Below are 11,406 nucleotides of genomic sequence, written 5' to 3'. Positions count from 1 at the left end.
ACGGAACCGTACGTACGGTGGTGTGAGAGGTCGACTAACCAAGTAATGGTTAGTCACCTACTCGATTTATATTGTTGAATAGCTTCTTCATATGCATCTTTTTGATGTTTGGTTACTGGTTTAACACCTGCTTTATGTGCTGCTCTGGAAATCATATGACCAGATACTGGGTTTGTAAGAAGTATAAACAAGATGGCTAATAAAAGTTTTCCACTGATAATCGATTCAGATACATACAAGAATAAAAATGCTCCAATTAATATCCCTGCAATACCTAATGTAGATGCTTTTGTCGCTGCATGTAGCCTGGTATAAACATCTGGAAAACGATTAATTCCAATGGAACTTGATAAAATAAAGAAAGTTCCTGCCAATAAAAGTAGAACAATGATTAAGTTTACAATAATATCAATCCATGTCTCTATCAATAATAACACCCTTTTCCAGATATTTTGCAATACCAAGTGTTCCAATAAATGAAAGAATGCCTATTAACAATACGACGTCATTCAATTTTGTTGTTGTTAAAAAAACCGCTGTAAGGGCCGCTAAAGCCATTAAACTAATACCAACAAGATCCAATGCTATTGCCCGGTCGGGATTTGTTGGTCCTATAAGAATACGGTATAAAAGTAAAAAAAACGATATAGATATACCAATGAAAGATATGAAAACTGTTATTTGTAGTAATTGCTCTGTAAATTGCAGGATATTCATTATCTGGTTACCTCCATAATCGCTTTTTCAAATGTATTTTTTATATCGTGAATGGACTCATCTACTGTATCAATATCCATTGCATGAATATATAATTCTGTCTGATCATTTGATACAGCGATTGTTAACGTACCAGGCGTTAAACTAATTAAATTTGCTAGTAGAGTTATTTCCCAATCACTTTTTAAATCGGTTGGCATAACAAATATACCCGGTTCAAATTCTAACTTTGGTGTATATACAAGTTTTACAATATCAATATTCGATGAAATAAGCTCTTTAATAAACAAAAGAATTAGCTTCAATATACTAATTACTCGCTTTATATAAAAATCCCCTGGTATAAACCGTTTCAATAAAAGCAATAGAAGCATTCCAAGTATGTATCCACCAATAAAGCTAGGGGCAGTATAGGTTTCACTCAAGAACATCCACATGAAAGCGATAATTAAATTTATAACAATTTGAAAGGCCATTAGTCAATTACTCCTTTAAAACAGAATCAATATATTGTTCTGGATCAAGTAGATATGCCGAAATAGTGTCAATTGATGGATAAATATATTCTGCACCAATTCCTAGAACAACAGAAAATGTAAGTAAAAATACAATGGGTCCTATAAATCCCTTCATGGATCTTTTACCCAATTCCATCGTAGTATTTTTTTCTCCCCAAAATCCTCGGATAAATATTTTCATGATCGAATAAAGAATTAACAAACTTGTAAGGAGTGCGATAATCACAATTGCTATTTTTTCGTCTGTAAGGGCACCCTTTAATAATAACAGTTTTCCTATGAACCCACTAAAAGGTGGAATACCCGCAAGTACAAATGCAGATACAAAAAGAAGCCAGCCTAATAATGGATAATGATGCATTAAACCACTCATTTTCCTTAAATCCGATGTTCCAGCCACATATGCGATTACACCTACAATTAAAAACAATGCCGATTTAATAATCATATCATGGATTAAGTAGTATACTGACCCACTTATTGCGTCTTGGTTAAAAATCCCAATACCCATGATAATAAAGCCGATTGCAGGAATCACATTATACGCAACAATTAATTTAATGTTATTTGTTGATAAGGCACCTATAATTCCAAAAACCATAGAGAGTCCAGCTATCCAAATGAACATTTCATGTGTTAAATTAATTTCATGAATAAAGATTAACGTAAACACTCTAAGTATCGAGTAAATTCCAACTTTTGTTAGTAATGCACCAAATAGGGCAGAAATAACAGGATTAGGGACAATATACGATTTCGGCATCCAGTAATATAAAGGAAATAGAGCTGCTTTTGTACCAAAAACAAAGAACAAAAGAATTCCAATCGCAGTTAAGACTCCTTTTTGTTCAACTTCCTGCACCCGCTCAGCGATTTGTGCCATGTTTACAGTACCAACTACACCATATAAAAAAGCTACAACAGTAACAAATAAAATCGAGGAAAAAAGATTTATTAATACATATTTGATGGACTCCCTTAATTGAACTTTATCTCCACCAAGAACGATAAGTGCATAGGAAGCCATCAAAAGAACCTCGAAAAACACAAATAAGTTAAATAAATCTCCAGTTAAAAATGCTCCTGAAACTCCTGAGATTAAAAAGAAATAAAAAGCATAAAAATAGTGTTGTTCTTTTTTTAGTGAAAGAGAATATGGCGCATAGAAAGCACAGGCTGCTGCGACAATATTCGTGGTCAAAACAAGAACAATAGATAATGGATCAGCTACAAGAATAATCCCATATGGAGCGACCCAAGATCCGGTTTCAAGAATGATGGATCCACTATTGAAAACAATCCATGTCATATATGATACGATCGCCAGGTTTGCTATTATGAATATCTTTGTTAACCCTCGGGTAATCACAACTTTTTTATTTAAAAAAACTGCGATGATCCCCGCTATTAAAGGAATGATGATTGGCAAAATAACTAAATTACTCATTTTCGTTACCCCTTAATTGTTCCATATTATCTGTCTTATTTTCATTAGCGGTTCGGTATGCTAGTACAAGTATAAGACTAGTCACTCCGAAACTAATAACAATGGATGTTAATATTAATGCTTGTGGCAAAGGATCTGTATAATTGGTTATATTATCCTCTAACACTGGGGGTTGTCCACGTTTGAGTTTACCCATTGTTAAAATAAACAAGTGTGCTCCGTGTGACAGCAGTCCTGTACCAATAACGATTCTTAATAGTTGTTTTTGTAATAGGTTATAAACACCTGTAGCAATTAGAATCCCCGCTAAAATGGAGATAATGATTTCCATTTAATCTGCCTCCTCATTCTTTTTTAACTTTATGAGGCTATAGATAGCAAGAGCTGCGATACCTAAAACAGTTATCTCAAATAATGTATCCAGTCCTCGCATATCAACGAGAATAACGTTGACAACATTAGTCCCGCCTCCAATAGATAGAGCGGTTTCTAAAAAATAGTCGGAAATGGTATCAAACCAGTTACTGCTATGGGCCGATATAGCGATTAAGCTCATTAATGCTCCAAATCCAATTGCCACTGACGCATTAATGCTTTTTGTACGAATCGATTCTGTCCGTTTTCTAAGCTGTGGTAAATGATAAAAACATAACAAAAACAATGCTACTGTTACTGTTTCAATGACTAATTGTGTTAATGCTAAATCAGGTGCCCGATAAATAACAAACAGTATAGCTACACCATAGCCAACTACACCAAGTATTAAAATAGCAGCAAGTTTATTATTAGAAAAAATTGTTCCTAAAGCAGCTATTGTGATAATGAGAACAACGGATATTTCGAGTATCGTAATATCAGCAAGATTATCATAGTTGATTGTAACTCCATCGGTAACAAGTAAAAATACCAATGTAACGATGAACGTTGTACCAAGAATAATAGCCATATACGTACGAACAGAACCATTCATATAAGCGTTGGTAACTTTATTAGAATAAGTATCTATCGTTTGCAAAATAACATTATATACCTTATTAAAGCTCCAATTTCCAGGTAGAAGGCGGTAAACAGCATCCCATTTTGTTCTTGTAAGATATAAAATAACACCAATGCCAACTACTATAAGTGACATTAGTAGTGGTGTTGTAAAACCATGCCAAAACTGAATATTTTTGTATTCAAAAGCATGATTGACTGATTGGGCTGCATGTGCAAGAAATGAACCATTCACGAGATTGGGAAACAACCCAATAGTAATAACACCTAATACTAAAACGATTGGTGATAGCAGCATTCCAACCGGTGCTTCATGTGGTTTCTTAGGAAGTTTATCTAAATTCTTTTTTCCTGTAAATACACCAAAGAAAAAGTAAACTGAATAAACAAAGGTAAATATACTACCAAATACCGCTAGATATGGTACGATTTGCACAAGAAAATTTGTGACCCCATTCATACCTTCATTTAAGTTAAGTGTTGACTCAAAGAATAATTCTTTACTATAAAAACCATTTAAAAATGGCAGGGGAACGCCGGCCATGGAAAATGTTCCTAAAAGGGCGAGCGTTGCTGTGATAGGCATAAAGGAAATCAAACCACCAAGTTTACGAATGTCTCTTGTTCCTGTTTCGTGATCAATAATTCCAGCGACCATAAATAAGCTTCCTTTAAATGTAGCATGGTTTAAGATATGAAATACAGCAGCAAACACTGCTACTTTTGTTCCAAACCCTAACATGGCCATGATCATACCTAGTTGACTTATTGTAGAGAATGCCAGAATTGCTTTTAGATCTGTTTGCCTAACAGCCATATAAGATCCCCAGCACAGTGTAACAATCCCAAAACTACTTACCACAATAAAGAACCATTCATATCCGGAAAATACTGGTGAAAAACGTGCTACTAAAAATAACCCTGCTTTCACCATTGTTGCAGAATGGAGGTAAGCACTTACAGGAGTAGGTGCTTCCATGGCATCAGGTAACCAGATATGGAACGGGAATTGAGCAGACTTTGTAAATGCCCCTAACAAGATAAAACCTAATGCTAGCGGTAAATATGTACTGTCTAAAATAATATCTTTTTGTTCGATCATTCCTTGTATGCTGGTAGTTCCGGTTATAACTGTTAAGAGTATAAAACCTGCAAACATACTTAATCCGCCAAAAATCGTAATCAGCATCGATTTTAAAGCGCCATATCTAGAACGTTCATTAAAATGCCAATACCCAATTAACAAGAATGATGAGATAGACGTAAGCTCCCAGAACACATAAAGAACAAATACATTATCAGATAACACAACACCAAGCATTGCAGTCATAAACATAAGCAAGTAAACATAAAACTGTCCTAATCTTTCGCTAGTGTCTAAATAATATACGGAGTATAGAACTACAAGCGTTCCGATACCGCTTATTAATAAAACAAATAATAAACTTAATCCGTCTAAGTAAAAATCAAAATTGATTCCCAAAGATGGAATCCAGTTATATGTATCTCTAATAGGTGAAAAACCTGTACCAACAAATCGAATAAAATAAAGGAAAATCATGAAAGGTATAACAAAAACAAAAAAGCCAGTATGTACTTTATGCTTTATTTTGCTTATTATAGGAACAAAACAAGCAAAAAGTAGTGGTATTAATACTGCGAAAATCATTTACTTGGTATCCTCCTTAAAATATAAAATTGCCTATTGAATGTTCGACACTTTACTATCTTATCAATAAATAGAATGAAGTTCCATTCTATTTTAAACGATATAATCGATTTATTGTTTGCAAGGAAAATGAAATTAGAGAGAAGGAAGTGAATAAGACAGGAAAATCAAACCGTGGAATTCCTGAATTTCAGGCTAGAAATTAGCAAATCCAAAAATTAGTTTAACATATTATAGAGCCAGGAAAAATAAAAAACTCCTATCATTGTTTTAATGACAAGAGCTATTTCCATTTGCATAGATTTTATGATTGATAATTTGCACACTTTATCTTATGCATCAGACATCGTCTTTGAATTTCTTCTTTAATCAGCAATATAAAATCTGGGCTTAAATTTAATTCATTTGCTTTATGATATGATTCCAGCAACAATTCATCTGACAAATGTTCCATAAATAGAGCCCCCTTTAAAGTTTGCTTTCGTCTCTATTGATGTACTACTAATTTAGCATGATTCATAACGTAGAACAAGACTCAAGTTATCTACAAACGCCTGTAGATAACTTGTTAATAAAGGAATAATTTGTTGTAAAAGTACTATTTTATAAGGCTGTATAATGTGGGTAAAGTTATCCACAATGCGAAATATGACATAATTTGTCGAACGTTTTTTTGTTAAAGTCCCTCGAAAAAGCACATTTTTCAACTAAATAAGCATATATACACAAAGTTTGATATTCACTTATCGTTAAAGATATTATAGGATTAATACTGTATTGTCATATAAAATAGTTTTATACTAATGAAATAGAGATTGTACAATGAGGTGTTGTAAATTGTTAAAGAATTTTTTACCGAATGAATACGTAAAAAGTGTGTTTGATATTAAACCTGAGGTTTTACATCAAAAAGGAATAAAAGGAATAATTACCGATTTAGATAATACGCTTGTAGCTTGGGATGTGAAAGACGCAACACCGGAAATCATCGAATGGTTTAAACGAATGGAAGAACATGATATTAAGATTACAATCATTTCAAATAATAAATTAGAACGTGTTAAAATATTTTCAGAACCATTAGGTACCCCGTATGTATATAGTGCGAGGAAACCTTTAACACGTGCTTTTAAATCGGTAGCCAAACAGATGCATTTGAAAAAGGAGGAAATTGTTGTAATTGGAGATCAGTTATTAACTGATGTTCTTGGTGGTAATCGTGCTGGATTTTATACAGTATTAGTTGTTCCGATTGTACAAACTGACGAAAAAATTACAAGGATAAACCGAATAATCGAAAGAAAAATCCTGCGTTATATGCAAAAACAGGGTAAGATAAGCTGGGAGGAATGAGGTTTGAATACAAAACTAAATTGTCAGGGCTGTGGCGTTCATCTCCAAACGGAAGACAAGGAAGGTATAGGATATGCCCCTAAATCCGCCTTAAAAAGAGAAGAAGTTTTATGTAAGAGATGTTTCCGTCTAAAACATTATAATGAAATTCAAGACGTTTCCCTAACGGATGATGATTTTTTGAACATGGTAAGTGCAATAAGAGATACGAATGCTTTAGTGGTACATCTTATTGATATATTTGACGTAGAAGGAACCTTGATAAAAAGCTTGCCAAGGATAATAGGCGATAATCCAATCATTCTTGTAGGAAATAAAGTTGATTTATTACCAAAATCTACCAACAAGAGAAAACTCGTTCAATGGCTACAATCTACTGCAAAGGATGCTGGGCTTCATGTTAAAGAAACATTTTTAATATCTTCTAAAAAAGGACAAGGAATCGATGAATTAACATTTCAAATGGAAAATCATCGGAAAAATGGGGATGTCTACATTGTTGGAACGACGAACGTTGGGAAATCTACATTTATTAATCGCCTAATTAAACAATCTACTGGAGAAAATAATGTTATTACAACATCCTATTTTCCTGGTACTACGCTTGGCTTTATTAGCATTCCATTAAATAATAAATCTTCATTAATTGATACACCGGGAATTGTTAACCGGCAGCAAATGGCTCATTATGTTTCAGAACATGATTTAAAAATCATAACGCCGGACAAAGAAATTAAACCAAGAACCTATCAGCTTAATAGTCAGCAGACACTTTTTTTGGGGGGCTTGGCTAGACTCGATTTTATAAAAGGTGAAAAACAGCCTTTTGTATGTTATTTCTCAAACCATTTAAAAATTCATCGTACGAAATTAGAAAATGCAGATCAACTCTACAAAAATCAAATTGGTGACCTTTTGTTTCCACCTGATTTAGAAACATTGGAAATTCTTCCACCTCTGACAGAAAGCACCTATCGTATTACTGAAAAAAAGAAAGATATTATTTTTCCTGGGCTTGGATGGGTAAGTATTCCAGAAGGGAATGTAACAGTAGCAGTTCATACCCCAAAGGGTCTAGCTGCATCCCTCAGAAAATCATTATTGTAAGGAGGATAAATGATGAGTTTTCAATTGGGACTAATTGGATATCCAATAAAACATTCATTATCACCATGGATTCACAAAAAGTTTTTACGAGCTTCCAATTTAGAAGGTGAATATTCAATTATAGAGATAGATCCCGGTCTGAACTTTGCAGATCAAATGGAGAAATTCAAGCAAAATAGGATAGATGGATTTAATGTTACCGTTCCGTATAAACAAAAGATTATTTCTTACTTAGACCATGTGGATGAAGAAGCACAAAATATTGGTGCCGTAAATACAGTTGTAAACCGTAACGGGAAATGGACTGGTTACAATACAGATAGTATTGGTTATGTTCGGTCATTAGAGGCAAAATATCCTGAAGCGTTCACGCAAAAATCAACTCGCATCTTACTTATTGGCGCTGGAGGAGCTGCCAGGGGGATTTATTACTCGCTTGTTTCCTCGGGATTTAAACAAATAGACATAGCAAATAGAACAACTGAAAGTGCAGAGAAAATAGCAAAACATTCATACGTGAACACGAATGTTTTGACATTGACTTCAGCTGAACGGCGACTTGGCAGGTACGATATCATCATTCAGACGACATCTGTAGGTATGAAGCCTAACGAAGATAGAAGCATTATCTCGCTGGAAAATTTAAAAGAGAGCAGTATCGTCAGCGATATTATTTATCAGCCAATAAAAACAAAAATACTTTCAGCCGCTGAATCTAAAGGAGCATCCATCCATTTCGGACATACCATGCTCTTATATCAGGCTCAGTATGCATTCGAAATATGGACGAATCAAAAAATGCCGGTCAATGATATGGATGACCAATTAAAAAATATTTTGGAAGGAAGATAATATGTTAACAGGAAAACAAAAACGATATCTCCGTGCAGAGGCAAATCAATTAAAGCCTATTTTTCAAGTTGGTAAAGCAGGTGTAAATGAAAACATGATTCAACAGATCCAGGAGGCCTTAGAAAAACGTGAATTAATAAAAGTAAGTATATTACAAAATTGCTTAGATGATAGAGGCACGGTAGCTAATCAATTGGTTGAACACACTGGAGCAGAACTAGTGCAGGTAATTGGAAACAGTATTGTACTTTATAAAGAATCACAAGAAAATAAGCAAATACAATTACCTTAAACTACTATAAGTAGATAAAAAAGGAGCATAACATGAAGCGCATTGGTATTTTAGGCGGAACTTTTGATCCACCTCATTTAGGACACTTGCTTATAGCGGAGGAAGCTCGTATTGCGCTCGAACTAGAAGAAGTTTGGTTTATTCCCACTTATGAACCTCCTCATAAGCATGAAGCATCTACAAAAGGAACAGACCGTGTTCACATGGTCGAGCAAGCGATTTATAATAATAAGAACTTTAAAGTAAGTACAATTGAAATAGATCGTTTAGGAAAATCATATACGTTTGATACAATGAGTACATTAAAAGAAGAGGCTAATGAAGCGAAATTCTTTTTTATTATTGGTGCTGACATGGTTGAATACTTACCACATTGGCATAATATTGATCGCCTAGTCGACATGGTAACATTTGTTGGAGTGAAAAGATCAGGATTTCGCCTGAACTCTAAATATCCAATTATAAAAATAGATATTCCATTGATAGAAATATCCTCTACTTTTATTCGAGAGCGATTAAAAGCTAATAAAACTGTAAAGTATCTTATACCTGATTCAGTGTATACATACATAAAGGAGAAGCGATTGTATGAAGATTGATGATGCTATAGCACATGTAGAACCTCATCTGACGAAAGATCGATTTGAACATACGCTGCGTGTAGCAGAAACAGCAGTTGAGCTAGCGAAATTTTATCACGAAACCTATGAAAAGGCCGAACTCGCTGCCATTTTTCATGATTATGCAAAGTATCGGCCGAAGGAAGAATTAAAAAGATGGATCAAAATGAGCCATCTCCCAAAAGACTTATTAGATTATCATCATGAATTATGGCATGGACCTGTTGGGGCTTTACTCATTGAAAGGGAATACGGAATAACTGATCCCGCTATACAAAGCGCTATTCGATATCATACAACTGGTAAAGCAAATATGAACAAATTGGACATGATTCTTTTTTTAGCAGATTATATTGAACCAGGGAGAAGTTTTCCAGGACTTGATGAAGTTAGAGAAACAGCCTACAATAATTTAAATTATGCCTGCTGGCTAGTATCTCGGAATACAATCCAGTTTTTAATGAAAAAAAATGCGCTTATTTATCCAGATTCATTTCATGCCTATAATTTTTTCACAAAACAAATAAACGGAGGGAATAACTAAATGGATAATAAGGAAATTCTAGAAATCGCTGCTGAAGCATGTGATAATGTAAGAGCAGAGGAAATTGTCGCATTAAATATGAATCAGGTATCACTTGTTGCAGATTATTTTTTAATTTGTGAAGGCAATACAGAGCGACAAGTACAGGCCATTGCTCGATCAATTAAAGACTCCGTTGAAGAACGAGAGATAGCATCTATTAAAAGAATGGAAGGGTTCGAACAAGCACGCTGGGTTTTAGTTGATCTTGGTGATGTTGTTTGTCATATATTTCATAAGGATGAACGGTCTTATTATAATTTAGAGCGGTTATGGGGAGATGCATCACAAATACCTTTACAGATAGGTCAAGAAAGATAAATATGGTCTATCAAAAGATGGCTTACGTCTATGATCAGCTTATGATGGATGCACCTTATGATCAGTGGCTGCAATTTACAGAAGAAGTCTTTAGACAATCTGGGAAAAAGATTAAAAATGTAGCTGATTTAGGGTGTGGCACAGGTGAAATAACAGCTTTATTGGCTGATGAAGGCTACAATATGATTGGAATTGATTATTCATCAGACATGCTCGCATATGCAGAACAGAAAGCACATGATAAAAAACTCCCAATCCACTGGTTGCATCAAGATCTCCGGGAACTGAAGGGATTATCAAATCTAGATGCAGCTGTTAGCTATTGTGATGTGATAAATTATATAACAGAAGACAAGGATCTAGAAATTGTCTTTCAGCGAGTAGCAGATTCATTAAGTAATGGCGGCCTGTTTCTTTTTGATATCCATTCACTGCACCATGTTGAAATTAATTGCATCAATCAAACTTTTGCTGATGTTAATGATGATGTTTCATACATATGGTTTTGTACAGAAGGAGACACACCTGGAGAAATGCATCATGATTTAACATTTTTCACGTTTGATGGCAATTCTTACGAGCGGTTTGATGAATATCACCATCAAAAAACATATCAAATTGATTTTTACAAAAAACTATTAGTGAAAGCAGGATTTGAAAACTTAAAAATAGGCTATGATTTTTCGTTAAATCATCATGAAAATATCCAAGAGGCAGAGAGAATTTTCTTTATAGCGGAAAAAAGGTCGGGATAATACAAATTTCCCGATCCTTTTTTTAAAAAAAGGAAATAAACAAGCTACGTCGAATAAATATAAATATAGAAGCTGCTGCACGATCCCCTTGAAGCGTGCTTCTTACCTATCTCACCCACCCTTATGATATTTTCTTCAAAAGGATGTGTCCCTCATTGAATAGACCACTCAAAAAA

15 protein-coding genes are annotated in these 11,406 nt (G+C 34.2%); 8 read left to right on the top strand and 7 right to left on the bottom strand.

All coding sequences use genetic code 11. The annotated features are described in order from the left end of the window. Window positions 1-53: 53 nt before the first annotated feature. The 7 genes from mnhG to sda all read right to left on the bottom strand — a co-directional run bounded on the left by mnhG (window position 54) and on the right by sda (window position 5,801). Window positions 54-428 carry a monovalent cation/H(+) antiporter subunit G gene (mnhG, locus tag GZ63_RS0113385; protein ID WP_051681500.1) on the bottom strand — a complete coding sequence of 125 codons (375 nt, stop codon included), beginning with the start codon at window positions 426-428 and terminating at the stop codon, window positions 54-56. Next, window positions 409-717 carry a Na(+)/H(+) antiporter subunit F1 gene (locus GZ63_RS0113380; RefSeq protein WP_029270376.1) on the bottom strand — a complete coding sequence of 103 codons (309 nt, stop codon included), beginning with the start codon at window positions 715-717 and terminating at the stop codon, window positions 409-411. The genes mnhG and GZ63_RS0113380 overlap by 20 nt, the downstream gene beginning before the upstream one ends. Continuing rightward, window positions 717-1,193 carry a Na+/H+ antiporter subunit E gene (locus tag GZ63_RS0113375; RefSeq protein WP_029270375.1) on the bottom strand — a complete coding sequence of 159 codons (477 nt, stop codon included), beginning with the start codon at window positions 1,191-1,193 and terminating at the stop codon, window positions 717-719. The genes GZ63_RS0113380 and GZ63_RS0113375 overlap by 1 nt, the downstream gene beginning before the upstream one ends. 7 nt (window positions 1,194-1,200) lie before the next feature. Next, complete coding sequence (locus GZ63_RS0113370; protein WP_029270374.1) at window positions 1,201-2,682, bottom strand: Na+/H+ antiporter subunit D; 1,482 nt, start codon at window positions 2,680-2,682, stop codon at window positions 1,201-1,203. Further along, window positions 2,675-3,013, bottom strand: coding sequence for a Na(+)/H(+) antiporter subunit C (locus tag GZ63_RS0113365; protein WP_029270373.1), 339 nt, complete (start codon window positions 3,011-3,013; stop codon window positions 2,675-2,677). Before GZ63_RS0113365 ends, GZ63_RS0113370 begins: the two co-directional genes overlap by 8 nt. Then, window positions 3,014-5,347, bottom strand: a complete 2,334-nt coding sequence (locus GZ63_RS0113360; RefSeq protein ID WP_029270372.1) for a Na+/H+ antiporter subunit A — start codon at window positions 5,345-5,347, stop codon at window positions 3,014-3,016. It abuts the gene before it with no gap. A 304-nt stretch (window positions 5,348-5,651) separates the two neighbouring features. Beyond that, a complete protein-coding gene (sda, locus tag GZ63_RS0113355) occupies window positions 5,652-5,801 on the bottom strand; it encodes a sporulation histidine kinase inhibitor Sda (RefSeq protein WP_029270371.1) in 150 nt (49 codons plus the stop codon). A gap of 383 nt (window positions 5,802-6,184) precedes the next feature. On the opposite strand from sda, the gene GZ63_RS0113350 reads away from it, so the two are divergent. From GZ63_RS0113350 to GZ63_RS0113315, 8 genes are read left to right on the top strand one after another with little or no spacing between them, the layout of a single operon-like run. Next, a complete protein-coding gene (locus tag GZ63_RS0113350) occupies window positions 6,185-6,700 on the top strand; it encodes a YqeG family HAD IIIA-type phosphatase (RefSeq protein ID WP_029270370.1) in 516 nt (171 codons plus the stop codon). 3 nt (window positions 6,701-6,703) lie between these two features. After that, window positions 6,704-7,807, top strand: coding sequence for a ribosome biogenesis GTPase YqeH (yqeH, locus tag GZ63_RS0113345; RefSeq protein WP_029270369.1), 1,104 nt, complete (start codon window positions 6,704-6,706; stop codon window positions 7,805-7,807). Window positions 7,808-7,819: 12 nt separating this feature from the next. After that, a complete protein-coding gene (aroE, locus tag GZ63_RS0113340; RefSeq protein WP_029270368.1) occupies window positions 7,820-8,659 on the top strand; it encodes a shikimate dehydrogenase in 840 nt (279 codons plus the stop codon). A gap of 1 nt (window position 8,660) precedes the next feature. Continuing rightward, a complete protein-coding gene (gene yhbY / locus GZ63_RS0113335; RefSeq protein ID WP_029270365.1) occupies window positions 8,661-8,951 on the top strand; it encodes a ribosome assembly RNA-binding protein YhbY in 291 nt (96 codons plus the stop codon). Between the two features lie 32 nt (window positions 8,952-8,983). Beyond that, window positions 8,984-9,550: a nicotinate-nucleotide adenylyltransferase gene (locus GZ63_RS0113330; RefSeq protein ID WP_029270364.1), complete on the top strand. Its 567-nt coding sequence runs from the start codon at window positions 8,984-8,986 to the stop codon at window positions 9,548-9,550. Then, the gene (yqeK, locus tag GZ63_RS0113325) at window positions 9,540-10,115 is read left to right on the top strand and encodes a bis(5'-nucleosyl)-tetraphosphatase (symmetrical) YqeK (protein WP_029270362.1); all 576 of its coding nucleotides are present in this window, start codon (window positions 9,540-9,542) and stop codon (window positions 10,113-10,115) included. Before GZ63_RS0113330 ends, yqeK begins: the two co-directional genes overlap by 11 nt. Beyond that, entirely contained in the window at window positions 10,116-10,475 is a 360-nt protein-coding gene (rsfS, locus tag GZ63_RS0113320; RefSeq protein ID WP_029270359.1) for a ribosome silencing factor, read from the top strand. A gap of 2 nt (window positions 10,476-10,477) precedes the next feature. Further along, window positions 10,478-11,230, top strand: a complete 753-nt coding sequence (locus tag GZ63_RS0113315) for a class I SAM-dependent DNA methyltransferase (RefSeq protein ID WP_029270357.1) — start codon at window positions 10,478-10,480, stop codon at window positions 11,228-11,230. Window positions 11,231-11,406 lie beyond the last annotated feature (176 nt).

Source organism: Virgibacillus alimentarius (assembly GCF_000709085.1).
Taxonomy (GTDB): Bacteria; Bacillota; Bacilli; order Bacillales; family Amphibacillaceae; genus Virgibacillus_B; species Virgibacillus_B alimentarius.
This window is presented reverse-complemented; position numbering and strand designations above follow the sequence as displayed.

Bases quoted from the DNA above. Each gene is read 5' to 3' on its own strand.
- GZ63_RS0113370 (WP_029270374.1), bottom strand. From the start codon at position 2,682: ATGAGTAATTTAGTTATTTTGCCAATCATCATTCCTTTAATAGCGGGG.
- aroE (WP_029270368.1), top strand. From the start codon at position 7,820: ATGAGTTTTCAATTGGGACTAATTGGATATCCAATAAAACATTCATTA.
- rsfS (WP_029270359.1), top strand. From the start codon at position 10,116: ATGGATAATAAGGAAATTCTAGAAATCGCTGCTGAAGCATGTGATAAT.
- yhbY (WP_029270365.1), top strand. From the start codon at position 8,661: ATGTTAACAGGAAAACAAAAACGATATCTCCGTGCAGAGGCAAATCAA.
- sda (WP_029270371.1), bottom strand. From the start codon at position 5,801: ATGGAACATTTGTCAGATGAATTGTTGCTGGAATCATATCATAAAGCA.
- GZ63_RS0113375 (WP_029270375.1), bottom strand. From the start codon at position 1,193: ATGGCCTTTCAAATTGTTATAAATTTAATTATCGCTTTCATGTGGATG.
- GZ63_RS0113365 (WP_029270373.1), bottom strand. From the start codon at position 3,013: ATGGAAATCATTATCTCCATTTTAGCGGGGATTCTAATTGCTACAGGT.
- GZ63_RS0113315 (WP_029270357.1), top strand. From the start codon at position 10,478: ATGGTCTATCAAAAGATGGCTTACGTCTATGATCAGCTTATGATGGAT.
- GZ63_RS0113360 (WP_029270372.1), bottom strand. From the start codon at position 5,347: ATGATTTTCGCAGTATTAATACCACTACTTTTTGCTTGTTTTGTTCCT.
- yqeK (WP_029270362.1), top strand. From the start codon at position 9,540: ATGAAGATTGATGATGCTATAGCACATGTAGAACCTCATCTGACGAAA.
- GZ63_RS0113380 (WP_029270376.1), bottom strand. From the start codon at position 717: ATGAATATCCTGCAATTTACAGAGCAATTACTACAAATAACAGTTTTC.
- GZ63_RS0113330 (WP_029270364.1), top strand. From the start codon at position 8,984: ATGAAGCGCATTGGTATTTTAGGCGGAACTTTTGATCCACCTCATTTA.